The sequence below is a fragment of the Pseudomonas sp. HLMP genome (genome assembly GCF_046365545.1).
Classification (GTDB): domain Bacteria; phylum Pseudomonadota; class Gammaproteobacteria; order Pseudomonadales; family Pseudomonadaceae; genus Aquipseudomonas; species Aquipseudomonas guariconensis_B.
Genome location: NZ_JBDLLR010000001.1, coordinates 2,622,553 through 2,649,174, shown reverse-complemented (window position 1 = coordinate 2,649,174; position 26,622 = coordinate 2,622,553). Strand labels below are relative to the sequence as shown.

Here is a 26,622-nt window from a genome sequence, read left to right as displayed (position 1 = left end):
TTATTGATCGAGTTGCTGGAATACGGCGACGGTGACGTTGTTGTTAGCAATACGAGTGCCACCCCTTTGCAAGGTGCGGCCATGCCTGTCGCCGAATATGCCAGGATTCATTCAAGCCTATGTTTTGACGAAAGAATTTATTTATCTGCGGCTGGCGAGCGCACCGCTGGCTTGACACCCGATGTGCCGACGGGAAGTGACAGGTGTCTCCCTGAACTGTCGCCTGCTCGGCAAAGGCGACACCTGTTCGATGCCCACGGCTACCGTGCGAACCCCTGGGTTGGCGGCAAAGCCGCACGCCAGAGGCCTGCCCGGACCTTGGCACCGCCCTTGCTATCGACCTCGCAAACCACATCAAGCGAGGACGCACCTCATGGATTCGCCCGTCATCCGCGGCTGGTACCACTCCCCCTTCGGCAAGTTCCCCGAGATCGACCCCGAGCAGATGATGGCCGACGCCGCCATCGGCGCGCTCAGCCATGCGGGGCTCGAGGCCGAGCAGATCGACTCGGTCCACGTCGGCCACTTCAACGCCGGCCTGCTCTACCAGGACTTCCCCTCCGCACTGCTGGCCAATCACCTGCCAGCGCTGCGTTTCACCCCGTCGGTACGCCTGGAGAACGCCTGTTCCACAGGTTCGGCGGCGATCCATTCGGCGCTGCAGGCGGTGCTCAGCGGCCACTCCCGGCATGCCCTGGTGGTGGGCTTCGAGAAGATGAACGGCCTGCCGACTGCGGAGGTCGGTCGCATCCTCCTCAAGTGCTGCTATGCGCGCGAAGAAGCGCAGATCGAAAACGGCTTCGCCGGCGTGTTCGGCAACATCGCCAGCGCCTATTTCGCCCGCCATGGCGACCAGTCCGACGCCCTGGCCATGATCGCGGCGAAAAACCACGCCAATGGCGCACTCAATGCCTTCGCCCACATGCGCCGCGACTTGGGCTTCGACTTTTGCCGCACACCCTCGGAGAAAAACCCCTTCGTCGCCGGCCCACTCAAGCGCAGCGACTGCTCGCTGATCACCGACGGCGCTGCGGCGCTGGTGGTCAGCCGTGCCGACCTGGGCGATAGCCAGCGCAACACCGTGCGCTTCCGGGCCGCGGTGCAAGTCAACGACTACCTGCCGCTGTCGCGCCGCGACCCTACCGTGTTCGAGGGCGCCGCACGCGCCTGGCGGCAAGCCCTGGCCCAGGCCGGGATGACCCTGGCCGACCTGTCGCTGGTGGAGACCCACGATTGCTTCACCATCGCCGAGCTGCTCGAGTACGAGGCCATGGGCCTGGCCGAGCCTGGCCAGGGTGCGCGGGTGATCAAGGAAGGTATCAGCCACAAGGACGGCCGCCTGCCGATCAACCCGTCGGGCGGGCTCAAGTCCAAGGGCCACCCGATCGGGGCCACCGGCGTGTCGATGCACGTGATGGCCGCCATGCAGCTCAGCGGCCAAGCCGGCGATATGCAACTGTCCCGTGCCGACCGTGCTGGTGTGTTCAACATGGGCGGCGCTGCTGTCACCAACTACGTGAGCATTCTGGAGGCTGTGTGATGACCGGTATCGACAACGTCATGAACCTCGGTGAACTGCTGGCGCAAACTGCCCGCCGGCTACCCGACGAACCGGGGTTCATTCGCGGCCACCAACGCTACAGCTGGCGCCAATTGCTCAACCGTGTCGACAGCGTGGCCGCTGCGCTGCGCGCCAAGGGGCTGGGCAAGGGCGACCGCCTGCTGGTGCATTCGCGCAACAACCTGCAATTGTTCGAGAGCGCCTGGGTCGCCTTCCGCCTGGGCATGGTCTGGGTACCGACCAATGTGCGCATCACACCGCCCGAGGCGGCCTACCTGGGCAGTTCCAGCGGCGCGGTGGCGATGCTCTACGACGAAGGCTTCGCCCACTACGTGGACGCCGTTCGCGAAGCCTCGGCGGCGTTGCGCCTGGTGATCGCCATCGGCACGCCGCGCACGGGTGAGCTGGGCTACGACCAACTGCTCGACCAGGGCGCAGCGCTGCAGCCCAGCTTCCGCCCGGCCGAGGTGCTCTATCACGACCCACTGTGGTTCTTCTACACCTCAGGCACCACGGGCCACCCCAAAGCTGGCGTGCTGACCCACGGGCAGATGGCATTCGTGGTCAACAACCACCTCGCCGACCTCATGCCGGGCCTCACCCAGCGATCCCGCTCGCTGGTGCTGGCACCGCTGTCGCATGGCGCCGGTATCCACGCGCTGGTCAACGTCGCCCGCGGCGCTGCCTGCATCCTGCCTTCCAGCGACCGGCTGGACTGCGACGAGGCCTGGCGGCTGGTGGAACGACACAAGGTCGACAACCTGTTCACCGTGCCGACCATCGTCAAGATGCTCACCGAGGATGAAGCGGTCGCTCGCCATGATCACAGCAGCCTGCGCTATGTCATCTACGCTGGCGCGCCCATGTACCGCGCCGACCAGTGCCACGCCCTGCGCACCTTGGGCAAGGTGCTGGTGCAGTACTACGGGCTGGGCGAGGTGACGGGCAATATCACCGTGCTGCCCGCCGACTGCCACGATGCCGAGGACAGCCCATGGGCCAAGGTCGGCTCCTGCGGTTACCCGCGCACCGGTATGCAGGTGGCGATCCTCGACGAGCAGGGCAACGAACTGCCCACTGGCAGCGATGGCGAGATCTGCGTGCGCGGCCCGGCGGTGTTCGCCGGCTACTACGACAACCCGCAGGCCAACGCCGCCTGCTTTCGCCATGGTTGGTTCCACACCGGCGACCTGGGCCATGTCGACGAGCAGGGTTACCTGTTCATCACCGGGCGCGCCTCGGACATGTACATCTCCGGCGGCTCGAACGTCTACCCACGCGAGATCGAGGAAGCACTGCTGACCCATCCGGCGGTCAACGAAGTGGCGGTGCTCGGCCTGCCGGACGAAAAATGGGGCGAGTGCGGTTGCGCGGTGATCGTCACCACCGAGCAGGTCAGTGACGAACAGTTGCTGGCTCACCTGGAGCCGCGCCTGGCCCGCTACAAATGGCCCAAGCGCTTCGTGCGCTGGAAAACCATGCCCAAATCGGGCTACGGCAAGATCGTCAAGAAGCAGATCCGCGCCCTGCTCGATGCCTGCGAGGAGCCTGCCCTATGACCCCGCACTTCGAACAGCACGCCGGCGTGCGCCATTTCATTCACAGCGGCCAACCCAAGCAGCCGCGCTTGCTGGACTGCGAAGTGGCCGATTGCGAGGAACTGCGCATCGTCCTGCCACAGGCCTGCAACGTCGCCTCGGCCTTGCTCGACGCCCTCAGCGGGCACAGCTACCGCAGCGCGGTGGGGCGCATCCTGTGTGGTACCGCGGCGCGGTTGAGCTATCACCGCATGGTCACTACCCGCGACACACAACGCCCGTACGATTATGGCCGCCCGGTGGAGCTGGACGGCTGCATCACCTTCATCAGCGGTGCATTGACCGTGGGTCGAGATGCCCGCGGCGCCCCCTTATTGCACTGCCACGCCGGCTTCATCGACCGCCACGGCCAGCAACACGGCGGCCATTTGGTACTCGACCGGCTGGTGGTCGGCAGCGACCCCCTGGTGCTGCGCCTGTGCCTGTTCGAGCAGGTCGCCTACCAGGTACAGCCCGACGCGGAAACCCACTTCAACCTGCTCCACCCGGTGTTCCAGGAGGCCTCATGAACCTTGCAGCGAGCCAAACCGAGTCCCAGGTACAGAGCGGCCGCCTGGGCCGCCTGGTGGTGGCCCGACTCAAGCCCAACGAAGACATCATCGACAGTGCCGAAGCCCTGTGCGCAAGCCACGGCATCCGCCTGGCCGTGGTCCGCGGCGGCCTGGGCAGCCTGATCGACGCCCAGTTGCACTACCTGGGCCACAACGGCATGCAGGCTATCCATGTGCCTGGGCCGGGGGTGGAAATCCTCAGCCTCAGCGGCGAGATCGCAGCCGGTGAAAGCCGCCTGCAGGCGGTGGTCGCCGATGCCGATGGCAATATCTTCGCCGGCCGGCTGCAAAGAGGCCGCAACCTATCGTTCATCACCGTCGAACTGACCCTTCAGGAATGGCTGCCTGACTGACCCCTACCCAACGTCACACCCTGGGCGCCAGCGCGTCCAGCCCCCTTGCGCCCGGCGTACGGGCGCTTTTTTGCATCAGGAAAACAACAATGACAAGAAAGCCCTTCATGCACCTTTCCCTGCTGACCGCCACCAGCGCCCTGCTCGCTCCCCCCGCCCAGGCAGCCTTCGTCGAAGATGGTAAAGCCGCCCTGACCTTGCGCAACTACTACTTCAACAATGACTTTCGCGACCGCCCCGGTGCCGCAGGGCAGAGCAAGACCGCCGAATGGGCCCAGGGCTTTCTGCTCGACTACAAGTCCGGTTTCACCGACGGCACCGTCGGCGTTGGCGTCGACGCCCTCGGCATGCTGGGGGTGCGCCTGGACGGCGGCGGCGGCAACCACCGTGGCAGCTCGATGATTCCCGACGACAGCGACGGCAGCGCCGTCGACCAGTGGAGTCGACTGGGGCTGACCGGCAAACTGCGCTTCTCCAGGACCGAGGCGCGCTACGGCACCTTGCAACCGAAATTGCCGATCCTGGTGACCAACGACGGTCGCGTGCTACCGCAGACCTTCGAGGGCGGCATGATCACCTCCCAGGAGTTCGATGGCCTGACGCTGACCGGAGGGCGCCTGGAGCACACCACCGGACGTGGCTCGAGCAACCGCTCCGGCCTGGCTGTCGCGGGGGGCACCCAAGAGAGCAACGCGTTCCTCTTCGCCGGCGCCGACTATCAATTGAGCGAAGCACTCAAGCTGCAGTACTACGCCGCCAAGCTCGAGGACTACTACGTGCAGCACTTCGGCGGCCTGGTACACGTCTGGACGCTGGCCGACAACCAGTCGCTGACCACCGACCTGCGTTACTTCAAGACCGATGCCGACGGGCGCAACGATTCGGCCTCTGGACGTGCAGCGGGTTATCAGGTGAGCGGCTTGGCCGATACGCCGGGCAAGATCGACAACGACACCTGGAGCGCGATGTTCACCTATGCACTCGGTGGTCATGCGTTGCTGCTGGGCCATCAGCGGGTATCTAACAGCGGCAACTTCGTGCAACTCAACCAGGGCAATACCGGCGAAGGGGCGGCGGGTGCCAGTATCTATCTGTTCACCGATCGCCTGGTGACCAGTTTCACCCGGGCCGGCGAGCGCACCACCTTCGGCCAGTATGCCTACAACTTCGCAGCGCTGGGGGTGCCGGGGCTGACTGCCTCGGTGGCCTATCTGAAGGGCAGCCACATCCGCATGGCATCGGGTGGCGACGAGCAGGAATGGGAACGCGACATCGCCCTGGATTACGTGGTGCAAGACGGAACGCTCAAGGGGCTGGCGTTCAGCTGGCGCAATGGCATGCTGCGCAGCGGCGTGCCGAGCGAATGGAACCAGGACCAGAACCGGGTGATGGTGAGCTACTCACTACCGTTGCTGTGAGCCTGAACCGCAGGAGCGGGCTTGCCCGCTCCTGCGAGGTCATCTACTCCAATCAGGAAGTGTGCTGCGCGCCCTCGAACCAGGCCAGCTTGTCACGCAACTGCACCACCTCCCCGACGATCACCAAGGTCGGCGCATGCACCTCATGCCGTGCCACCAGCTCCGGCAGGTCGGCCAGGGTGCCAGTGAACACCCGCTGGTTGCGTGTCGTCCCTTGTTGCACCAACGCTGCCGGGGTACTGGCCGCACGGCCATGGCGGATCAACTCGGCACAGATGGTCGGCAGCCCCACCAGGCCCATGTAGAACACCAGGGTCTGGGCCGGCGCTACCAGGTCATGCCACGGCAGGTTGCTGGTGCCGTCCTTCAGGTGCCCGGTGACGAAACGCACCGATTGGGCATAGTCCCGGTGGGTCAGCGGGATCCCGCCATAGGCGGAGCAGCCGCTGGCCGCGGTGATGCCCGGCACCACCTGGAACGGGATGCCCTCCCCAGCCAACTCCTCGATCTCCTCGCCACCACGACCGAAGATGAACGGATCGCCGCCCTTGAGCCGCAACACGCGCTTGCCCTGGCGGGCCAGGTCGACCAGCAGGCGGTTGATCTGCTCCTGGGGCACGGCATGGTCGGCGCGGCGCTTGCCCACATAGATCCGCTCGGCATCGCGCCGGCACATCTCGATGATGGCCGGCGCCACCAGGCGGTCGTAGAGCACCACGTCGGCCTGCTGCATCAGGCGCAGGGCACGGAAGGTCAGGAGGTCCGGATCGCCCGGCCCGGCACCGACCAAGTACACCTCGCCGCCTTGCTGCACCGCCGCGCCATCGACCTTGGCCTGCAACAGGCGCTCGGCCTCGCTGCCCTGCCCGGCCAGCTGGCGCTCGGCGATCGGCCCCTGAAAGACCTCCTCCCAGAAACCGCGACGCTGGTTGACGTCCGGGTACAGGGCCTTGACCTTGTCGCGAAAACGCGCCGCCAGCCCGGCCAGTTCGCCATAGGCGGCCGGGATCCAGGCCTCCAGCCTGGCACGGATCAACCGCGCCAGCACCGGTGCGTCGCCACCGCTGGACACCGCCACCACCAGGGGCGAACGGTCGACGATGGCCGGGAAGATCACCGTGCACAGCGCCGGGGCATCCACCACGTTGACCGGCAGGCAGCGGCCTTGTGCGTCCGCCGACACCTGGGCATTGAGCGTCGGGTCGTCGGTGGCCGCGATCACCAGCCGGCAGCCTTCCAGGTCGCCGACCTGGTAGCCACGCACCAGGACCTCGCCGCCCCCCTCCTGGGCCAACGCCGCCAGCTGGCTGTCGACCTGCGGCGCGACCACCCGCAGCGCGGCGCCGGCATCGGCCAGCAGACGCGCCTTGCGCAAGGCGATCTCGCCGCCGCCGACGACCAGCACGCGGCCGCCCTGCAGCTTGTGGAACAGCGGCAGGAAATCCATTTAGCCGATGACCTCGATACCACCCATGTACGGCTTGAGCACTTCCGGCACACGGATCGAACCGTCGGCCTGCTGGTAGTTCTCCAGCACCGCCACCAGGGTGCGGCCCACGGCCAGGCCGGAGCCGTTGAGGGTGTGCACCAGTTCCGGCTTGCCGGTTTCCGGGTTGCGCCAGCGCGCCTGCATGCGCCGCGCCTGGAAGTCACCACAGTTGGAGCAGGAGCTGATCTCGCGGTACTTGTCCTGGCTCGGCACCCAGACTTCCAGGTCGTAGGTCTTCACCGCACTGAAGCCCATGTCGCCGGTGCACAGGGCCAGTACGCGGTACGGCAGCTCCAGGGCCTGCAGCACGCGCTCGGCGTTGGCGGTCAGGCCCTCCAGGGCTTCCATCGACTTGGACGGCTCGACGATCTGCACCATCTCGACCTTGTCGAACTGGTGCTGGCGGATCATGCCACGGGTATCGCGGCCCGAGGCACCGGCCTCGCTGCGGAAGCACGGGGTATGGGCGACGAACTTGACCGGCAGTTGCTTGGCATCGAGGATCTCGCCGGCGACGATGTTGGTCAGCGACACCTCGGCGGTCGGGATCAGGTAGAAATCGGCCTCGCCTTCACGGGCGATCTTGAACAGGTCTTCCTCGAACTTCGGCAACTGGCCGGTGCCCTGCAGGGCCGGCGCCTGCACCAGGTACGGGGTGTAGGCTTCCTCGTAGCCGTGCTCGCGGGTGTGCAGGTCGATCATGAACTGGGCCAGGGCGCGGTGCAGGCGGGCGATCGGGCCGCGCAGCAGGGCAAAGCGGGCGCCGGAAAGCTTGGCTGCGGTCTCGAAGTCCAGGCCGCCGCTGATCTCGCCCAGGGCCACGTGGTCCTTGATCTCGAAATCGAACGCGCGCGGCGTGCCCCAGCGGCGCACCTCGACGTTGGCATCCTCGTCCGCGCCGACCGGTACGCTGGCGTCCGGCAGGTTGGGGATGGTCAGGACGATGGCGTCCAGCTCGGCCTGAATGCCGTCCAGCTCGACCTTGCCGGCGGCCAGCTCGTTGGCCATGCGCTCGACATCGGCCATCAGCGGGGCGATGTCCTCGCCCTTGGCCTTGGCCTGGCCGATGGACTTGGAACGGGCGTTACGCTCGGCCTGCAGTTGCTCGGTGCGGGTCTGCACCGCCTTGCGGCGCTCTTCCAGGGATTCGATGCGCGCGACATCCAGGCTGAAGCCACGGGAGGCCAGGCGGTCCGCCACTTCCTGAAGTTGGCCGCGTAACAGTTTGGAATCGAGCATATCGTTCTCTCGTTGTGTGTGTTGGTTCAGAATTTGGTCAGGGACAGGCCGGCCCAGGTGGCCAGCAGCCCGCCCACTACGCTGATACCGGTATAGCCCAGGGCCAGCGGTACTTGCCCGCTTTCCATCAGGCGCACGGTATCCAGCGAAAAGGAGGAAAAGGTCGTCAGGCCACCGAGGAAGCCCACGATCAGCCCTGCGCGCAGCTCGACCGGCGCCAGCGGCTTGTGCAGGAACAGGCCGTAGAGCAGGCCGATCAGCAGGCAGCCGACCAGATTGACCGCCAGCGTACCGGCATAGAAGTGTCGTGGCCAGTGGGCAGCGACCCAGTTGGCGGTGGCGAAGCGCAGCAGCGTGCCGGCGACGCCGCCCGCGCTGACGGCGGCGATGAGTACGATCACGGTTTTCTCCGTTGGCGGGGGCTGTTGCGGTCGAGCTCGGCCAGGTGGCGCAGCTTTTCGCCGATCTTCAGTTCCAGGCCCCGGGGTACCGGTTGGTAGTACTGGCGCGGCTCGAGCTGCTCGGGGAAGTAGTCCTCGCCGGCGGCGTAGGCATCGGGCTCGTCGTGGGCGTAGCGGTACTCCTCGCCGTAGCCCAGTTGCTTCATCAACTTGGTCGGGGCATTGCGCAGGTGCAGCGGCACCTCCAGCGAGCCGTGCTCGGCCGCCTCGCGCATGGCCGCCTTGAAGCCCATGTACACCGCGTTGCTCTTCGGCGCACAGGCGATGTAGGTGATGGCCTGGGCCACCGCCAGTTCGCCTTCCGGGCTGCCCAGGCGCTCCTGCACGTCCCAGGCCGCCAGGCACAGGCTCAGGGCACGGGGGTCGGCGTTGCCGATATCCTCGCTGGCCATGCGTACCACGCGGCGGGCGATGTACAGCGGGTCGCAGCCCCCATCGAGCATGCGCGCATACCAGTACAGGGCGGCGTCCGGGTTGGAGCCGCGCACCGACTTGTGCAGCGCCGAGATCTGATCGTAGAAGGCCTCGCCGCCCTTGTCGAAGCGGCGGCGGCTGTCACCGAGCAGGCTCTGCAGCAGGTCGACGCCGATCTCGCCACCGTCCTCGGCCAGGTCCGAGGCGTTCTCCAGCAGGTTGAGCATGCGCCGACCATCGCCGTCGGCGGCGGCCATGAGCATCTGAAAGGCTTCGTCGCCGACCTGCAGCCGACGCTCGCCCAGGCCGCGCTCCTCGGTCAGGGCGCGGTTGACCAGCTTGCGCAGGGCGGCTTCGTCCAGGCTCTTGAGCACATAGACCCGGGCCCGCGACAGCAGCGCGTTGTTCAGCTCGAACGAGGGGTTCTCGGTGGTGGCGCCGATGAAGATCAGCGTGCCGTCTTCCACATAGGGCAGGAAGGCATCCTGCTGGGACTTGTTGAAGCGGTGCACCTCGTCGACGAACAGGATGGTCCGACGGCCGTACTGGCCAGCCTGCTGCTTGGCCACCTCGACCGCCTGGCGGATCTCCTTGACCCCGGCCAGCACCGCCGAGACGGTCTCGAAATGCGCATCGCAGAACTGCGCCAGCAGCCGCGCCAGGGTGGTCTTGCCGACCCCGGGTGGCCCCCAGAAGATCATCGAATGCAGCGCGCCCTGCTCCAGCGCCTCGCGCAGCGGCTTGCCGCGTGCCAGCAGGTGCTCCTGGCCGACGTACTCGTCCAGGTTGGACGGACGCAGGCGGGCGGCCAGGGGCTGGGCGACAGGTTCGCTTCGAAACAGGTCCATGATGCGCTCTCGTTACTCCTGGATGACGTCGGCGCCTTCCGGGATCTTGAACTGGAACTTGCTCGCCGGGACCGCCTCGTTGGCCTTGACCCCGTTGAACAGGATATTGGTGCGCTGCCCGACGCTGTCGATCAGTTGCATGTCGTTGATCAGCCCACGGCGGAACGACACCCGCAGCGAGTCGAACAGGGTGTCCCGGGTCTTGGGCTTGAGGGTGAAGTCCAGGACCTCGCCCTGCTCCTTGGAGGTGATGTCGAAGCTCTGGCTGATCTTCGACACGTCACCGGACAGCAGCAGCGCCGGGGTCTGGTTCAGGCGCTCGTCGAGCTTCTTGACGGTGGCCTGCTCCAGGTCCGGGTCCCACAGGGTGACCTTCTGGCCATCGGACACCACCACCTGTTCCTGGGGCGCATCGGTGTGCCAGTAGAACAGGCCTGGGCGCTTGACCGCCATCTCGCCGCTGGTCTCCTGCAGGCTGGTGCCACTGGCATCCAGGGTCAGCTGGGAGAAACGGGCAGTGATGGTCTGCGACTTTTCCAGCAATTGGGTCAGGCGCGCCACGTCCTTCTCGTCGGCATGGGCCGACACGGCGCCCAGGGCCAGGGCAGAAACCAACAGCATGCGAATCGCGCGCATGGGAATCCTCGTCGAACAGTGAATGGGCCGGGCGCCGCCTTCGGCGCCCGGCAAGGTGATCATCAATCGCGTGGGCCGCCCGGGGCAATCACTTCCCGCGAGCCGTTGCTGTTCATGGGGGTGACCACGCCAGCCATCTCCATGGCCTCGATCATCCGCGCAGCGCGGTTGTAGCCGATCTTCAGCTTGCGCTGCACCGCGGAAATGGATGCCCGACGGCTTTCCAGGACGAACTGCACCGCTTCGTCGTACAGGGCATCGGCTTCCGGATCGTCGCCATCGCCACCACCGCCACCACCACCGTCGAAGCCGCTGCCGGCCTCCTCGACACCGTTGAGGATGTCGTCGTTGTAGTCCGGTGCGCCACGCAGTTTCCAGGCCTCCACCACGCGGTGCACCTCGTCGTCGGAGACGAAGGCGCCATGCACGCGGATCGGCAGGCTGGTGCCCGGCGGCATGTAGAGCATGTCACCGTGGCCGAGCAACTGCTCGGCGCCGCCTTGATCGATGATGGTCCGCGAGTCGATCTTGCTCGACACCTGGAAGGCCATGCGGGTCGGGATGTTGGCCTTGATCAGGCCGGTGATCACATCCACCGACGGACGCTGGGTGGCGAGGATCAGGTGGATACCGGCGGCCCGCGCCTTCTGGGCGATACGGGCGATCAGCTCTTCGACCTTCTTGCCGACGATCATCATCATGTCGGCGAATTCGTCGACCACCACGACGATGGTCGGCAGGGTCTTCAGTGCCGGCGGCTCGTCGTCCATGCTCTCGCGGCGGTACAGCGGGTCGGGGATCGACTCGCCGGCCTCCTGGGCGTCCTTGATCTTGCGGTTGAAACCAGCCAGGTTGCGCACACCCATCGCCGCCATCAGCTTGTAGCGCCGCTCCATCTCGGCCACGCTCCAACGCAAGGCGTTGGCGGCGTCCTTCATGTCGGTGACCACCGGGCAGAGCAGGTGCGGGATGCCCTCGTAGATCGACAGCTCGAGCATCTTCGGGTCGATCATGATCAGGCGCGCGTCTTCCGGGCTGGACTTGAACAGGATCGACAGGATCATGGCGTTGACCCCCACCGACTTACCGGAACCGGTGGTACCGGCCACCAGCAGGTGGGGCATCTTGGCCAGGTCGGTGATGACCGGCTTGCCACCGATGTCATGGCCCAGGGCCAGGGTGACCGGCGACTTGGCCTCGTCGTACTGGGACGACGACAGCACCTCGGAGAAGCGCACGATCTGGCGGTTCTCGTTGGGGATCTCGATACCCACGGTGGTCTTGCCGGGGATCACCTCGACCACGCGCACACTGGTCACCGCCAGGGAGCGCGCCAGGTCCTTGGCCAGGTTGGCGATGCGGCTGACCTTGACCCCGGCCGCCGGCTGGATCTCGTAGCGGGTGATCACCGGGCCCGGGTGGATCGAGTCCACCGAGACTTCGACGCCGAATTCCTTGAGCTTGATTTCCAGCAGGTGGCCGACGCCGGCCAGCGACTCGGGCGAGTACTCGATCTTCTTCTGCTCGGCCGGGTCGAGGATGGAAATCGACGGCAGGGTCCCTTCCACGGCGCTGTCGACGAACAGCGGCGCCTGTTTTTCCTTCATCACCCGCTTGCTCGGCTCCGGCGCCTTGGCCGGGGCCGGCATGATCACCGGCGCCGGCTGCTGCTCGCGCTGGGTCACGTGCTTGTTCAGGGCTTGGTCACGCTCGATGATGCGCTCGCGGGCCTTGACCTGCTCGCGCTTGTCGGCCACCACCGGGGCGACTACTTCGTCGATCTGCTCGTCCACCTCGCGCAGTTGCGCCACCAGGCGCTTGCGCTCGTTGCGCGCCGCCCACCAGCGATTGGCCGCGCTCTGCACCAGTTCGAACAGGTCGAGGGTGATCTTGCCGGTGATGTCCATCACCTTGAACCAGGACAGGTCGGTGAAGACGGTCAGGCCGAACAGGAACAGGGCGATGAACATCAGCGTGCTGCCCTGCACGTTGAGCAGGTTGCGCGCCAGGTCGCCCAGGCTTTCGCCCAGCGCGCCACCGGCGGAGAACGGCAAGCTTGCCGGCGGATGGAAATGGATATGCGCCAGCGCCGCGCCCGACAGCACCAGGAACACCAGGCCGATCAGCCGCCAGGAGAACAGCCAGCCGCTCCACTGCCAGGGCTGGTGGCGTTCGCGGAAGATCTGCCAGGTCTTGATCGCCAGCAGCAGCGGGAAGATGTAGGCGAAATACCCCAGCACCATGAACAGGATATCGGCGAAGTAGGCACCGGCACGGCCGGCGGCGTTCTGCACCTGCTCGACGTTGCTGGTGTGGCTGAAGCCCGGATCCGCCGTGTCGTAGGTCAGCAGTGCCATCCACAGGTACAGGCACAGGGCGCCGACGGCGATCAGTGCGCCTTCCTTGAGGCGGTAATGCAGCTGCTGCCGCCACAGGGGCACGGGCAAGGGGGTCGGGGTTGCGGTGGATTTCTTCAAAACGCGTCTATTCCTGCGCTTGCTGCGCGTCCAGTAGTGATCGACCCGGTGACCGGTCGACGAACCACTACTTTTAACATTACTGCCCGCCAGCCGCCATGGCGGCACGCCATACGGGGCGTGAACGGGGGCCAATTTCCTATGCCTGCAATTTGAGCACGCATTTTCTTTCGTGACAAAGGCTTATGCTGTGTTTTTGCACAGGTATGACAGCAAATGTCCGGGTTGGTGCCGGATGGCGGGCGATTGTGTAGGAAATCTTCCATTGCATGCATGAGCAAGCGTCAATCGGTGCCGCCCCCCTGCCACACGCTCTTACAAGACCATGCATTGACCTGCAACCACCGCCGCGCCATGCTCTTCACCCTCCCCTCCCCCACCGCCGAAAGACAATGCTCACCTGGTTGACCCGTGACTCGCTCACCTTCCCGCCCCTGGAAAAAGCCCTGCACGAGCCCAACGGCCTGCTCGCCGCCGGCGGCGACCTGAGCCCGGAGCGATTGGTGCAGGCCTATCGCCATGGTTGCTTCCCCTGGTACCAAGACGGCCAACCGATCCTCTGGTGGTCACCCGACCCACGCACCGTGCTGTTCCCGGACGAGCTGCACGTGTCTCGCTCACTGGCCAAACTGATGCGCCAAGGCCGCTACCAGGTCACCTTCGACACCGACTTCCCGGCGGTGATCGCCGCCTGCGCCGCCCCCCGCGACTATGCCGACGGCACCTGGATCACCGACAACATGCGCGCCGCCTATTGCGAGCTGCATCGGCGCGGCATCGCCCACTCGGTGGAGGTACGCCAGGAGGGCGAGCTGGTCGGCGGCCTGTATGGCCTGGCCATGGGCCGGCTATTCTTCGGCGAATCGATGTTCAGCCGCGCCGACAATGCCTCCAAGGTGGGCTTCGCGACGCTGGTCGAGCACCTGCGGCAGGCCGGCTTCGTGCTGATCGACTGCCAGATGCCGACCAACCACCTGCACAGCTTCGGCGCCCGCGCCATCAGCCGCGCCAGCTTCGCCGACCACCTGGCGCGCTACCTGGACCAACCCAGCGGCGCCACCTGGGTGCGCTAGGCGAGTTCTGCCAGCTGGCTTACACTTAAGGCAAAGTCTTGCCGAGGGGTCGATCATGACAGAGTTGGCGCGGTTGAAGTTCTATGCCACTCAGCCCCACTCCTGCAGCTACCTCCCGGACGAGCAGGCCACTACCCTGTTCCTCGATCCCAGCCAACCGATGGACGTGCATGTGTACGCCGACCTGTCGGAAATGGGCTTTCGCCGCAGTGGCGACCACCTGTATCGCCCCCATTGCCAGCACTGCAATGCCTGCGTGCCAGCGCGCATCCCGGCCGCGCGCTTCATCCCCAACCGCCAGCAACGGCGTATCCTCAAGCGCAACGCCGACCTCACCGTCAGCGCCGCACGCCCGGCGTTCAAGGAAGAGTATTTCGACCTGTACCGGCGCTATATCGAGCAGCGCCATGCCGACGGTGACATGTACCCGCCAAGCCGCGACCAGTTCTCCACCTTCCTGGTGCGCGACCTGCCGTTCTGCTGGTTCTACGAGTTCCGCCTGGAAGGCAGGCTGATGGCAGTGGCGGTGTGCGACCTGCTGCCCAACGGCCTGTCGGCGGTCTACACCTTCTACGAGCCCGAGGAAGAACGCCGCAGCCTGGGCCGCTACGCCATCCTCTGGCAGATCACCGAGGCGCTGCGGCAGAACCTCGACGCGGTCTACCTCGGCTACTGGATCAAGAACTGCAAGAAAATGAACTACAAGACCCAGTACCGCCCCATCGAACTGCTGATCAACCAGCGCTGGGTCACCCTCAATTGAAAGCATTGGCTTGAAACACAGTTTTCGGGCATAATCCACGCCACTTTTTTTGCCCGATGCAGTGGTGCGTCGGGCCGTCACTGGATACCGAGGGCTTTACTGCATGTCGAAAGAAGACAGCTTCGAAATGGAAGGTACTGTCGTCGACACCCTGCCCAACACCATGTTCCGCGTGGAGTTGGAAAACGGGCACGTCGTAACCGCGCACATCTCCGGCAAGATGCGCAAGAACTACATCCGCATTCTCACTGGCGACAAGGTCCGCGTCGAACTGACGCCGTACGACCTGAGCAAGGGCCGCATCACCTACCGCGCGCGCTAAGCTCAAGCCAATGAAAAGCCCGGCCATGTGCCGGGCTTTTTCATGGATTACGAGAAACCGGGGCCGCAAAGCGGCCCCGTTACTACGGTCACGCCACCTCGGCCGTGGTCTCGAAGTCGAACACCAGCTCGCCATCGCGCAGGTCGATGTGCACCACCCCGCCGTGCTCGGCCAGCTCGCCGAACAGGATCTCCTCGGCCAGCGGCCGCTTGATCTTGTCCTGGATGAGCCGTGCCATCGGCCGCGCGCCCATCTGCACGTCGTAACCGGTGGTCGCCAGCCAGCCGCGGGCATCGTCGCTGACTTCCAGCAGTACACGCTTGTCTTCCAGCTGCGCCTGCAGTTCGATGAGGAACTTGTCGACGATGCTCTTGATCGTCTCGTGGCTCAGGCGGCCGAACTGGATGATGGTGTCCAGGCGGTTGCGGAACTCCGGCGTGAAGCTCTTGCGGATGACTTCCATGGCGTCGGAGGTATGGTCCTGCTGGGTGAAGCCGATCGAGGCCCGCGCGGCGGTCTCGGCGCCGGCGTTGGTGGTCATGATCAGGATCACGTTGCGAAAATCCGCCTTGCGCCCGTTGTTGTCGGTCAGGGTGCCGTGGTCCATCACCTGCAGCAGCAGGTTGAAGACTTCCGGGTGGGCCTTCTCGATCTCGTCGAGCAACAGCACGCAATGCGGCTGCTTGGTGATCGCCTCGGTCAGCAGACCGCCCTGGTCGAACCCGACGTAGCCGGGCGGCGCACCGATCAGGCGCGACACGGTATGCCGCTCCATGTACTCGGACATGTCGAAGCGCACCAGCTCGACACCCAGGGCCTTGGCCAACTGGCGCGCCACCTCGGTCTTGCCCACGCCGGTAGGGCCGGCGAAGAGGAACGAACCGACCGGCTTGTCGGGCGCCTTGAGCCCGGCACGCGAGAGCTTGATCGCCGTGGCCAGCGAGTCGATCGCCGCGTCCTGGCCGAACACCGTGAGCTTGAGGTCACGCTCGAGGTTGCGCAGCAGCTCCTTGTCGGAGCTGGTGACATGCTTCGGTGGAATCCGCGCGATCTTGGCGACGATGTCCTCGACCTGCGGCACGTCGATGCGCTTGACGCGGCTGTCCTCCGGCTGCAGGCGCTGATAGGCGCCGGCCTCGTCGATCACGTCGATGGCCTTGTCCGGCATGTGCCGGTCATTGATGTAGCGTGCGGCCAGTTCCGCCGCGGCACGCAGGGCCTCGTCGCTGTACTCGATGTTGTGGTGGCTCTCGAAGCGGCCTTTCAGGCCACGCAGGATACCCACGGTGTCTTCCACCGACGGCTCGGTGACGTCGACCTTCTGGAAACGCCGCGCCAAGGCACGGTCCTTCTCGAAGATGCCACGGAACTCCTGGAAGGTGGTCGAACCGATGCAGCGGATGTCACCGGACGACAGCAACGGCTTGAGCAGGTTGGACGCATCCATCACCCCTCCCGACGCCGCGCCGGCACCGATGATGGTGTGGATTTCGTCGATGAACAGGATCGCCTGCGGGCGCTTGCGCAGTTCGCCAAGCAAAGCCTTGAAGCGCTTTTCGAAATCGCCCCGGTACTTGGTGCCAGCCAGCAGGGCACCCAGGTCGAGGGAGTACACCACGCTCTGGGCCAGCAGGTCCGGGACCTGGCCATCGACGATGCGCTTGGCCAGGCCTTCGGCGATGGCGGTCTTGCCCACGCCGGCCTCGCCGACCAGCAGCGGGTTGTTCTTGCGCCGGCGGGCGAGGATCTGGGCGACCCGCTCGACTTCCTGCTCGCGCCCCACCAGTGGGTCGATGCGGCCCAGACGGGCCAGTTCGTTCAGGTTGCTGGCATAGGCGTCCAGCGGATTGCCCGAGGACGCGGCCTCGCCGCCCTCCTCGTCCTGCATGTCCTGGTCGCCTTCGCTGTGCGGCCCATGGCCCGGCACCTTGGAGATGCCATGGGCGATGTAGTTGACCACGTCGATGCGGGCCACGCTCTGCTGCTTGAGCAGGAACACGGCCTGGCTTTCCTGTTCGCTGAAGATCGCCACCAGCACGTTGGCGCCAGTGACTTCGCGCTTGCCGGAACTCTGCACATGGAACACGGCACGCTGCAGTACACGCTGGAAGCCCAGGGTCGGTTGGGTCTCGCGGTCCTCGTCATGCACGGGGATCAGCGGCGTGGTGGAGTCGATGAACTCCTGCAGGTCGTGCTTGAGCTTGTCGAGATTGGCGCCACAGGCGCGCAGAACGGTCGCGGCGGCCTCGTTGTCAAGGAGTGCCAGCAGCAGATGCTCGACGGTCATGAATTCATGACGCTTCGAACGGGCCTCCTTGAAGGCCAGATTGAGGGTGACTTCGAGCTCGCGGTTTAACATAGCTTCACCTCATACCCAAGTGGTCGGCGATTAACCGTCCTTCTCGATTTCACAGAGTAGCGGATGCTGGCTTTCCCTGGCGTATTGGTTGACCTGCATGGCCTTGGTCTCGGCGATGTCGCGGGTAAACAATCCGCACACTGCCCGCCCTTCGGTGTGGACGGTCAGCATGATCTTGGTCGCCAGCTCGCGGTTCAGATTGAAGAACGTCTCGAGCACTTCGACGACGAAATCCATCGGTGTGTAGTCATCGTTGAACAAAACCACCTTGTACATCGGTGGCGCCTGCAGGATCGGCTTGGCTTCCTGTACCGCCAGACCGGAGCCGTCGTCCTCGTTAGATTGCGGGCGATCCTGATTGAATGTTAGTCGAATCTGGCTGAGTGGATGCATGGAAAGAATTTCATCATATCGACAGGTTAAGGTAGTGGGTTGACCGCGAAGGCCGCGCCCGGCGCGGGCGCCGTCTGACCTTGACTATCGGCAAAACGGTGTTACAACCAATAAGAACCCACCGTGGTCGATAAAGATCCGCGCAGTCAACCAGATTTTTTCGCATGGTTCGTATGCGGATGACGTGGATGATACTCCAGTGATGGAGTCCTTTGCAGAGGGACATGAGGATGGCGAGCGGTAAAGTCAAGTGGTTCAACAATGCCAAGGGCTATGGATTCGTCAATGAGGAGGGCAAGAGCGAAGACCTGTTCGCCCACTATTCGCATATCCAGATGGACGGCTACAAGACGCTCAAGGCCGGCCAGCCCGTGACCTTCGATATCGTCCAGGGCCCCAAGGGCCTGCACGCGGTGAATATCTGCGGTGCCGGCGCCACGGCCGCGAAGGCCGAAGCCCAGCCTGTGGCGAATACCGTCCAGGCCTGATCCACACAGCCTTCTGCAGGCACATCGGGAACCGGCCAGCCCTCGCAGGGCTGGCCGGTTTTCATTTGTTGCCTAAATTAGAACGAAACCTGACCCAGTGTTTTTAGGGGCGCCCCTGAGGGAGCGGCCTTGTGTCGCGAAAGGGCTGCAACGCAGCCCCAACGACCCGCGCCTTCACATGTGCTTGATCATCTCGTCACCGAAGCCCGAGCTGCCGACCAGCGTGGCCCCGTCCATCAGGCGTTCGAAGTCATAGGTAACGGTCTTGGCCGCGATGGCGCCATTGGTTCCCTTGATGATCAGGTCGGCCGCCTCGGTCCAGCCCATGTGCCGCAACATCATCTCCGCCGAGAGGATCACCGAGCCTGGGTTGACCTTGTCCTGCCCGGCGTACTTGGGCGCGGTGCCATGGGTCGCCTCGAACATGGCCACGGTGTCGGACAGGTTGGCCCCCGGCGCGATGCCGATGCCGCCCACCTCCGCCGCCAGGGCGTCGGAGAGGTAGTCGCCGTTGAGGTTGAGGGTGGCGATCACGTCATACTCGGCCGGGCGCAGCAGGATCTGCTGGAGCATGGCATCGGCGATGGCGTCCTTGACCACGATGTCGCGGCCAGTCCTGGGGTTCTTGAACGTCATCCAGGGGCCGCCATCGAGCAACTCGGCCTTGAACTCGTCGCGCGCCACCTCGTAGCCCCAGTCCTTGAAGGCGCCTTCGGTGAACTTCATGATATTGCCCTTGTGCACCAGGGTCACCGACTCGCGGTCGTTGTCCACGGCGTACTGCAACGCCTTGCGCACCAGGCGCTTGGTGCCCTCCTCGGAGACTGGCTTGACGCCGATGCCGCAGTTCTGGTCGAAGCGGATCTTGGTGACGCCCATTTCCTCCTTGAGGAACTTGATCACCTTGTTCGCCTCGGGCGAGCCGGCCTTCCACTCGATGCCGGCATAGATGTCCTCGGAGTTCTCGCGGAAGATCACCATGTCGACGTCGCCAGGCTTCTTCACTGGGCTGGGCACGCCCTGGAACCACAGCACCGGACGCAGGCAGACATACAAGTCCAGTTGCTGGCGCAGGGCCACGTTGAGCGAGCGAATGCCGCCGCCCACCGGAGTGGTCAGCGGCCCCTTGATCGACACCACGTACTCGCGCACCGCGTCGAGGGTTTCCTGGGGCAGCCAGGTGTCCTGGTCATAGACCTGGGTGGCTTTTTCGCCGGCATACACCTCCATCCAGGCGATCTTGCGCTTGCCGCCGTAGGCCTTCTGCACGGCGGCATCCACCACCTTGATCATCACCGGCGTGACATCGATGCCAATGCCGTCGCCCTCGATGTAGGGGATGATGGGGTTGTCTGGAACGTTGAGCGAATGGTCTGCATTGACGGTGATCTTGGTGCCTTCTGCCGGAACCTTGATTTTCTGGTATCCCATGCTGCACTACTCCGCTTGCCAAGTGTGATTGGACATCCTGCGATCCATTGAGCCTAAACCAGCTTTTCCGGGCTGCAAGCTTCAAGCTGCAAGCGGCAAGCTGATCGGCGCTGGATTCAATGACGAGCACGCCTCCAAAACCGCGCCGACCGCAAGCTCAGCCACACCGCATAGCCGCGTTTTCTTGCCGCTTGCAGCTTGAAGCTTGCAGCCCCTCGAGCCTGCGGCATCACGCCACATTGCTCCTACGCCTTTGGTCTTATAAGTGAATCGATATCACTTCGCCTTGCTGATTAGGCCGAAGGGTTTGGTATACTCCGGCGCTGACCGCAGGGTCATTGGGGCGAACCCTTGGAAAAACGCGGCTCGCCCTCGGCCATCAACGGCCAAAAAGCCTGGGCCGTTACCGCGACCCAGCCGTTTGACGCTCGACTGATGCATCCACCATCACCGCTCGTAGCCTCTCGACCAATTGCCCATGGCGCCGCCAGGGCGAAGCGCCTACCCTGCGCACCTCGAGACTTCGAGCACGCTCAGCAAAACAGAGAGTTAACCCGCATATGCCCACCCGTTCCAAGATCATCTACACCTTCACCGACGAAGCTCCCGCCCTCGCCACCTACTCACTGCTGCCAATCATCGAAGCCTTCACCGCTTGCGCTGACATCGCCGTCGAAACCCGCGATATCTCCCTCGCTGGCCGTATCCTCGCCGCGTTCCCCGAGCAGCTCGGTGCCGAGAAGCAGGTAGGCGATCACCTGGCGGAACTGGGCCAGCTGGCCACCACCCCGCAAGCCAACATCATCAAGCTGCCGAACATCAGCGCCTCGGTACCGCAGCTCAAGGCCGCGATCAAGGAACTGCAGGGCAAGGGCTACAACATCCCCGACTACGCCGACGAGCCGGCCACCGAGGCCGAGAAGGAAGCCCGCGCGCGCTACGACCGCATCAAGGGCAGCGCCGTGAACCCGGTCCTGCGTGAAGGCAACTCCGACCGCCGCGCCCCGCTGTCGGTCAAGAACTACGCCCGCAAGCACCCGCACAAGATGGGCGCCTGGGCCGCCGACTCCAAGTCCCACGTGGCGCACATGAGCCAGGGCGACTTCTACGGCAGCGAAAAGGCCGCGCTGATCGAGGCCGATGACAGCCTGCGCATCGAGCTGGTCGGCAAGGACGGCGCCACCACTGTCCTGAAGGAAAAGACCCCGGTCAAGGCCGCCGAAGTCATCGACTGCGCCGTCATGAGCCGCAAGGCCCTGAAAGCCTTCATCGCCGAGCAGATCGCCGACGCCAAGGCCTCCGGCGTGCTGCTGTCGGTCCACCTGAAGGCGACCATGATGAAGGTCTCCGACCCGATCATGTTCGGCGTCATCGTCGAGGAGTTCTACAACGACGTGCTGGCCAAGCACGCCGCCGCCCTGGCCGAGGTAGGCTTCAACGCCAACAACGGCATCGGCGACCTGTACGCCCGCATCAAGGACCTGCCAGCCGACAAGCAGGCCGAGATCGAAGCCGACGTCCAGGCCCTGTACGCCGTCCGTCCGGCCCTGGCCATGGTCAACTCCGACAAGGGCATCACCAACCTGCACGTGCCGAGCGACGTCATCGTCGACGCCTCGATGCCGGCCATGATCCGTGACTCGGGCAAGATGTGGAACGCCGCGGGAGAACTGCAGGACACCAAGGCAGTCATCCCTGACCGTTGCTACGCCGGCATCTACCAGGCCGTGATCGAGGACTGCAAGGCCAACGGCGCCTTCGACCCGACCACCATGGGCAGCGTGCCGAACGTCGGCCTGATGGCGCAGAAGGCCGAGGAATACGGCTCCCACGACAAGACCTTCCAGATCAAGGCCGACGGCGTCGTGCGCGTGGTCGACGGCAAGGGCCAGGTGCTGCTGGAGCAGAACGTCGAGGCCGGCGATATCTTCCGCATGTGCCAGACCAAGGACGCGCCGATCCAGGACTGGGTCAAGCTGGCCGTCAACCGCGCTCGCCTGAGCGACACCCCGGCGGTGTTCTGGCTGGACCCTGCCCGCGCCCACGACGGCGTGATGATCGAGAAGGTCCAGAAGTACCTGAAGGACCACGACACCAGCGGCCTGGACATCCGTATCCTGGCACCGGTCGAGGCCATCAAGTTCTCCCTGGCGCGCATCCGCGAAGGCAAGGACACCATCTCGGTGACCGGCAACGTACTGCGTGACTACCTGACCGACCTGTTCCCGATCATGGAGCTGGGCACCAGCGCCAAGATGCTGTCGATCGTTCCGCTGATGAATGGCGGCGGCCTGTTCGAGACCGGTGCCGGCGGTTCGGCGCCCAAGCACGTGCAGCAGCTGGTCGAAGAGAACTTCCTGCGCTGGGATTCGCTGGGCGAGTTCCTGGCCCTGGCCGCTTCCCTGGAGCACCTGGGCAACGCCTACGCCAACCCACGCGCCAAGGTCCTGGCCAACACCCTGGACCAGGCCACCGGCAAGTTCCTCGACGGCAACAAGTCGCCAGCACGCAAGGTCGGCAACATCGACAACCGCGGCAGCCACTTCTACCTGACCCTGTACTGGGCCGAAGCCCTGGCCGCGCAGAGCGACGATGCCGCCCTGCAGGCGCGCTTCGCCCCACTGGCCAAGGCCCTGGCCGAGAACGAGGCGACCATCGTCGCCGAGCTCAACGCCGTGCAGGGCAAGCCGGCCGACATCGGCGGCTACTACGCCCCGGATGCCGAGCTGACCAGCAAGGTGATGCGCCCGAGCCAGACCTTCAACAGCGCGATCGCCGCACTGTAAGGTTCGCTTGACGAACAGCGCAAACCCCGGCCACGCACCGGGGTTTGTGCTTTTTCAGCTTCGAGTTTCGAGCTGCAAGCGGCAAGAGAGAGCAGCCTGCGAGCCGCTTTTTCTTGCCGCTTGCAGCTCGACGCTCGCCACTTTGGAAAAAACCGAGCATGTCCTGGCAACCCCACATCACCGTCGCCACCATCGTCGAAGACCAGGGCCGCTTCCTCATGGTCGAGGAATTCAAGGCCGGCCAGCACGTCTTCAACCAGCCCGCCGGGCACCTGGAAGCCAACGAGACCCTGCCCCAGGCCGCCCTGCGCGAAACCCTCGAGGAAACCGCCTGGGAAGTCGAGCTCACCGGCGTGGTCGGCATCTACCTGTACACCGCGCCGAGCAACGGCGTGACCTACCAGCGCATCTGCTTCGCCGCCCGCCCCGTGCGCCAACGCCCGGAGCTGGCCCTGGACAGCGACATCGTACGCGCCGTCTGGCTGACCCGCGACGAGCTGCTGGCCGACCCCACGCGCTGGCGCAGCGAACTGGTGCCGCGCTGCATCGACGACTACCTGGCAGGCCCCTTGCACAGCCTCGACCTGCTGCGCGACTGACGCGCGAGGCCCGGCCTGATAGAATCGGCCTTTTTCCCAGATACAACCGGTAGCCATGACCAGCCCAGCACTCAAAGACCCCGCCAAGACCCGCGTCATCGTCGGCATGTCCGGCGGCGTGGACTCTTCCGTCTCCGCCCTTCTGCTCATGGAGCAGGGCTACCAGGTGGAAGGTCTGTTCATGAAGAACTGGGAAGAGGACGATGGCACCGAATACTGCACCGCCCGCGAAGACCTGGCCGATGCCCAGGCCGTGTGCGACCGCATCGGCATCACGCTGCACACCGCCAACTTCGCCGCCGAATACTGGGACAACGTGTTCGAGCACTTCCTCGCGGAATACAAGGCCGGCCGCACGCCGAACCCGGACATCCTCTGCAACCGCGAGATCAAGTTCAAGGCCTTCCTCGACTACGCCCTGTCGCTCGGCGCCGACCTGATCGCCACCGGCCACTACGTGCGTCGCCGCGACACCGGCGAGCTCACCGAACTGCTCAAGGGCCTGGACCCGAACAAGGACCAGAGCTACTTCCTGCATGCCGTCGGCGGCAAGGAAATCGCTCGCACCCTGTTCCCGGTCGGCGAACTGGAAAAGCCCGAGGTACGCGCCATCGCCGAGAAACACGGCCTGGCCACGGCCAAGAAAAAGGACTCCACCGGCATCTGCTTCATCGGCGAGCGCCGCTTCAGCGACTTCCTCAAGCAGTACCTGCCGGCCCAGCCCGGCAACATCGAGACCACCGAAGGCGAAGTGATCGGCCGCCACCACGGCCTGATGTACCACACCATCGGCCAGCGCCAGGGCCTGGGCATCGGCGGCATGAAGGACGCCGGCGACGAGCCGTGGTACGTGCTGGAGAAGGACCTGTCGCGCAACGTGCTGGTCGTCGGCCAGGGCAACGAACACCCCTGGTTGTTCTCCCGCGCCCTGCTGGCCTCGGAGATCTACTGGGTCAACCCGGTCGACCTGTCCGCCCCGCGCCGCCTCGCCGCCAAGGTGCGCTACCGCCAGGGCGACCAGGCCTGCGTGCTCGAGCGCACCGCGAGCGGCTACCGGGCCGTGTTCGACGAGCCGCAACGGGCCGTGACCCCGGGCCAGTCGGTGGTGTTCTACGACGGCGAGGTGTGCCTGGGTGGCGGTGTGATCGAAACCGCCGAGCCCTGGAGCCCACGCGCATGAATGGTACCCAAGAGCAACTGGTCGCCCTCGGTGGTGTGTTCCAGGCCGCGGTGCTGGTCGACCGCATCGCCCGTACCGGCCAGGCCAGCGAGGCCGACATCGGCTGCATGCTCGGCAGCCTGCTGGTGCGCGACCCCAAGGACACCCTGGAGGTGTTCGGTGGCGACGACCTCAACCTGCGCGACGGCTACCGTGCCCTGGTCGGCGCCCTGGAGCGCGACCCCAGCAGCCTGCAGCGCGAACCCCTGCGCTATGCCCTGTCGATGCTGGGCCTGGAGCGCCAGTTGGCCAAGCGCGGCGACATGCTCGACACCATCGGCCAACGCCTGCCGCAGATCCAGGCCCAGGCCGACCATTTCGGCCTGGTTCACGAAAATGTCATCGCTTCCAGTGGAGCCTTGTACCAGGACACCCTGAGCACCCTGCGCCAGCGTATCCAGGTGCATGGCGACATGCGCTTCCTGCAGCAGGCCAGCAATGCGTCGAAGATCCGCGCCCTGCTGCTCGCCGGTATCCGTGCCGCGCGCCTGTGGCGCCAACTGGGCGGGCACCGCTGGCAACTGGTGTTCAGCCGGCGCAAGTTGCTCAACGAGCTGTACGACATGATGCGGGGGTAAGCGCAAGCTGCAAGTAGAAGCAGCGTAGCGTTCGCATTCTCTTGCCGCTCGTAGCTCGAGGCTCGCTGCGGCCCTTTTTCATGTATGATATGCGCCCCTTCAAAAGCCTGACTGTCCGAGAACACGCCATGCAGCTCTCCTCGCTCACTGCGGTTTCCCCTGTAGACGGCCGCTACGCCGGCAAAACCCAGGCCCTGCGCCCCATTTTCAGCGAATACGGCCTGATCCGTTTCCGCGCCCTGGTCGAGGTGCGCTGGCTCCAGCGCCTGGCCGCCCACCCGCAGATCGCTGAAGTGCCCGCCTTCTCGGCCGAGGCCAACGCCCTGCTCGACACCCTGGCCAGCGACTTCAAGCTCGAGCACGCCGAGCGCGTCAAGGAAATCGAGCGCACCACCAACCATGACGTCAAGGCCATCGAGTACCTGCTCAAGGAGCAGGCCGCCCAACTGCCCGAGTTGGCCAAGGTCAGCGAGTTCATCCACTTCGCCTGCACCAGCGAGGACATCAACAACCTGTCCCACGCCCTGATGCTGCGCGCCGGTCGCGACGAAGTGCTGCTGCCCTTGATGCGCCAGATCGCCGAGGCCATCCGCACCCTGGCCCATCAGCATGCCGACGTGCCGATGCTCTCGCGCACCCACGGCCAGCCGGCCTCGCCGACCACCCTGGGCAAGGAGCTGGCCAACGTGGTCTACCGCCTGGAGCGCCAGATCGCCCAGGTCGCCGCCGTGCCGCTGCTGGGCAAGATCAACGGCGCCGTAGGCAACTACAACGCCCACCTGTCGGCCTACTCGCAGATCGACTGGGAAGCCAACGCCCGTGCCTTCATCGAGGAAGAGCTGGGCCTGCAGTTCAACCCCTACACCACCCAGATCGAGCCGCACGACTACATCGCCGAGCTGTTCGACGCCATCGCCCGCTTCAACACCATTCTCATCGACTTCGACCGCGACGTCTGGGGCTACATCTCCCTGGGCTACTTCAAGCAGAAGACCGTCGCTGGCGAGATCGGCTCCTCGACCATGCCGCACAAGGTCAACCCGATCGACTTCGAGAACTCCGAGGGTAACCTGGGGATTGCCAACGCCCTGTTCCAGCACCTGGCCAGCAAGCTGCCGATCTCCCGCTGGCAGCGCGACCTGACCGACTCCACCGTGCTGCGCAACCTGGGCGTGGGCTTCGCCCACAGCGTCATCGCCTACGAGGCCAGCCTCAAGGGCATCGGCAAGCTGGAAGTGAACGTCGCCCGCATCGCCGAAGACCTGGACGCCTGCTGGGAAGTCCTGGCCGAGCCGATCCAGACCGTCATGCGCCGCTACAACATCGAGAACCCCTACGAGAAGCTCAAGGAGCTGACCCGTGGCAAGGGCATCAGCCCCGAAGCCCTGCAGGCGTTCATCGATGGCCTGGACATGCCGACCGACGCCAAGGCCGAGCTCAAGCAGCTCACCCCGGCCACCTACATCGGCAACGCGGCGGCCCAGGCCAAGCGCATCTGAGCCAGCCTCCGCGTTCGACGCCCGGCCTGGCCGGGCGTTTTTATTCCCGGACGAAAATTACGTTTTT

General features: G+C 65.1%; 23 protein-coding genes. 14 read left to right on the top strand and 9 right to left on the bottom strand.

Annotated features, from left to right (window positions below; genetic code table 11):
- Positions 1-373: 373 nt before the first annotated feature.
- The 5 genes from ABFA30_RS12340 (at position 374) to ABFA30_RS12320 (ending at position 5,481) form a co-directional block, all read left to right on the top strand.
- The gene (locus ABFA30_RS12340) at positions 374-1,540 is read left to right on the top strand and encodes an acetyl-CoA acetyltransferase (RefSeq protein WP_225789200.1); all 1,167 of its coding nucleotides are present in this window, start codon (positions 374-376) and stop codon (positions 1,538-1,540) included.
- A complete protein-coding gene (locus tag ABFA30_RS12335) occupies positions 1,540-3,120 on the top strand; it encodes an acyl-CoA synthetase (RefSeq protein ID WP_225789199.1) in 1,581 nt (526 codons plus the stop codon). Before ABFA30_RS12340 ends, ABFA30_RS12335 begins: the two co-directional genes overlap by 1 nt.
- Complete coding sequence (locus tag ABFA30_RS12330; RefSeq protein WP_225789198.1) at positions 3,117-3,668, top strand: hypothetical protein; 552 nt, start codon at positions 3,117-3,119, stop codon at positions 3,666-3,668. The genes ABFA30_RS12335 and ABFA30_RS12330 overlap by 4 nt, the downstream gene beginning before the upstream one ends.
- Entirely contained in the window at positions 3,665-4,063 is a 399-nt protein-coding gene (locus tag ABFA30_RS12325) for a PPC domain-containing DNA-binding protein (protein WP_225789197.1), read from the top strand. The genes ABFA30_RS12330 and ABFA30_RS12325 overlap by 4 nt, the downstream gene beginning before the upstream one ends.
- Before the next feature lie 107 nt (positions 4,064-4,170).
- Positions 4,171-5,481, top strand: coding sequence for an OprD family porin (locus ABFA30_RS12320; protein WP_225789196.1), 1,311 nt, complete (start codon positions 4,171-4,173; stop codon positions 5,479-5,481).
- Between the two features lie 52 nt (positions 5,482-5,533).
- On the opposite strand, the gene cysG is transcribed toward ABFA30_RS12320, so the two are convergent.
- The 6 genes from cysG to ftsK all read right to left on the bottom strand — a co-directional run bounded on the left by cysG (position 5,534) and on the right by ftsK (position 13,045).
- Positions 5,534-6,928, bottom strand: a complete 1,395-nt coding sequence (cysG, locus tag ABFA30_RS12315) for a siroheme synthase CysG (protein ID WP_225789195.1) — start codon at positions 6,926-6,928, stop codon at positions 5,534-5,536.
- Positions 6,929-8,209, bottom strand: a complete 1,281-nt coding sequence (gene serS, locus ABFA30_RS12310; protein ID WP_253101530.1) for a serine--tRNA ligase — start codon at positions 8,207-8,209, stop codon at positions 6,929-6,931.
- 26 nt (positions 8,210-8,235) lie between these two features.
- Positions 8,236-8,610 (bottom strand): fluoride efflux transporter CrcB, encoded by a 375-nt coding sequence (gene crcB, locus ABFA30_RS12305; RefSeq protein ID WP_225789193.1) that lies wholly within the window; start codon positions 8,608-8,610, stop codon positions 8,236-8,238.
- A complete protein-coding gene (locus tag ABFA30_RS12300; protein ID WP_225789192.1) occupies positions 8,607-9,932 on the bottom strand; it encodes a replication-associated recombination protein A in 1,326 nt (441 codons plus the stop codon). The genes crcB and ABFA30_RS12300 overlap by 4 nt, the downstream gene beginning before the upstream one ends.
- Positions 9,933-9,944: 12 nt before the next feature.
- Positions 9,945-10,568, bottom strand: coding sequence for an outer membrane lipoprotein chaperone LolA (gene lolA / locus ABFA30_RS12295; protein WP_225789191.1), 624 nt, complete (start codon positions 10,566-10,568; stop codon positions 9,945-9,947).
- Between the two features lie 62 nt (positions 10,569-10,630).
- Positions 10,631-13,045 (bottom strand): DNA translocase FtsK, encoded by a 2,415-nt coding sequence (ftsK, locus tag ABFA30_RS12290; protein WP_253080565.1) that lies wholly within the window; start codon positions 13,043-13,045, stop codon positions 10,631-10,633.
- A gap of 392 nt (positions 13,046-13,437) precedes the next feature.
- Here ftsK and aat point away from each other — a divergent pair, with 392 nt between their 5' ends.
- The 3 genes from aat (at position 13,438) to infA (ending at position 15,203) form a co-directional block, all read left to right on the top strand.
- Positions 13,438-14,118, top strand: coding sequence for a leucyl/phenylalanyl-tRNA--protein transferase (aat, locus tag ABFA30_RS12285; protein ID WP_253080564.1), 681 nt, complete (start codon positions 13,438-13,440; stop codon positions 14,116-14,118).
- A gap of 55 nt (positions 14,119-14,173) precedes the next feature.
- The gene (locus ABFA30_RS12280; protein WP_225789188.1) at positions 14,174-14,881 is read left to right on the top strand and encodes an arginyltransferase; all 708 of its coding nucleotides are present in this window, start codon (positions 14,174-14,176) and stop codon (positions 14,879-14,881) included.
- 103 nt (positions 14,882-14,984) lie between these two features.
- The gene (infA, locus tag ABFA30_RS12275) at positions 14,985-15,203 is read left to right on the top strand and encodes a translation initiation factor IF-1 (RefSeq protein WP_002553999.1); all 219 of its coding nucleotides are present in this window, start codon (positions 14,985-14,987) and stop codon (positions 15,201-15,203) included.
- Positions 15,204-15,291: 88 nt separating this feature from the next.
- Here infA and clpA read toward each other — a convergent pair whose 3' ends face one another.
- Together clpA and clpS are read right to left on the bottom strand one after the other, a co-directional pair.
- Positions 15,292-17,562, bottom strand: a complete 2,271-nt coding sequence (clpA, locus tag ABFA30_RS12270; RefSeq protein WP_225789187.1) for an ATP-dependent Clp protease ATP-binding subunit ClpA — start codon at positions 17,560-17,562, stop codon at positions 15,292-15,294.
- Between the two features lie 30 nt (positions 17,563-17,592).
- Positions 17,593-17,955, bottom strand: a complete 363-nt coding sequence (gene clpS, locus ABFA30_RS12265) for an ATP-dependent Clp protease adapter ClpS (protein WP_225789186.1) — start codon at positions 17,953-17,955, stop codon at positions 17,593-17,595.
- 230 nt (positions 17,956-18,185) lie between these two features.
- Here clpS and cspD point away from each other — a divergent pair, with 230 nt between their 5' ends.
- Positions 18,186-18,443 (top strand): cold shock domain-containing protein CspD, encoded by a 258-nt coding sequence (gene cspD / locus ABFA30_RS12260; protein WP_317235052.1) that lies wholly within the window; start codon positions 18,186-18,188, stop codon positions 18,441-18,443.
- A gap of 174 nt (positions 18,444-18,617) precedes the next feature.
- Here the strand turns inward: cspD and icd are convergent, their stop codons facing one another.
- Positions 18,618-19,874 (bottom strand): NADP-dependent isocitrate dehydrogenase, encoded by a 1,257-nt coding sequence (gene icd / locus ABFA30_RS12255; protein ID WP_225789185.1) that lies wholly within the window; start codon positions 19,872-19,874, stop codon positions 18,618-18,620.
- Between the two features lie 560 nt (positions 19,875-20,434).
- Between icd and ABFA30_RS12250 the strand changes: the two genes are divergently transcribed.
- From ABFA30_RS12250 to purB, 5 genes are all read left to right on the top strand, one after another.
- Entirely contained in the window at positions 20,435-22,660 is a 2,226-nt protein-coding gene (locus tag ABFA30_RS12250) for an NADP-dependent isocitrate dehydrogenase (RefSeq protein ID WP_225789184.1), read from the top strand.
- A 158-nt stretch (positions 22,661-22,818) separates the two neighbouring features.
- Positions 22,819-23,259: an NUDIX hydrolase gene (locus ABFA30_RS12245; protein WP_225789183.1), complete on the top strand. Its 441-nt coding sequence runs from the start codon at positions 22,819-22,821 to the stop codon at positions 23,257-23,259.
- Between the two features lie 55 nt (positions 23,260-23,314).
- Positions 23,315-24,439 (top strand): tRNA 2-thiouridine(34) synthase MnmA, encoded by a 1,125-nt coding sequence (mnmA, locus tag ABFA30_RS12240; RefSeq protein ID WP_225789182.1) that lies wholly within the window; start codon positions 23,315-23,317, stop codon positions 24,437-24,439.
- The gene (gene hflD / locus ABFA30_RS12235) at positions 24,436-25,056 is read left to right on the top strand and encodes a high frequency lysogenization protein HflD (protein ID WP_225789181.1); all 621 of its coding nucleotides are present in this window, start codon (positions 24,436-24,438) and stop codon (positions 25,054-25,056) included. The genes mnmA and hflD overlap by 4 nt, the downstream gene beginning before the upstream one ends.
- Before the next feature lie 128 nt (positions 25,057-25,184).
- Positions 25,185-26,555, top strand: coding sequence for an adenylosuccinate lyase (gene purB, locus ABFA30_RS12230; RefSeq protein ID WP_225789180.1), 1,371 nt, complete (start codon positions 25,185-25,187; stop codon positions 26,553-26,555).
- The last annotated feature ends 67 nt before the right edge of the window (positions 26,556-26,622 follow it).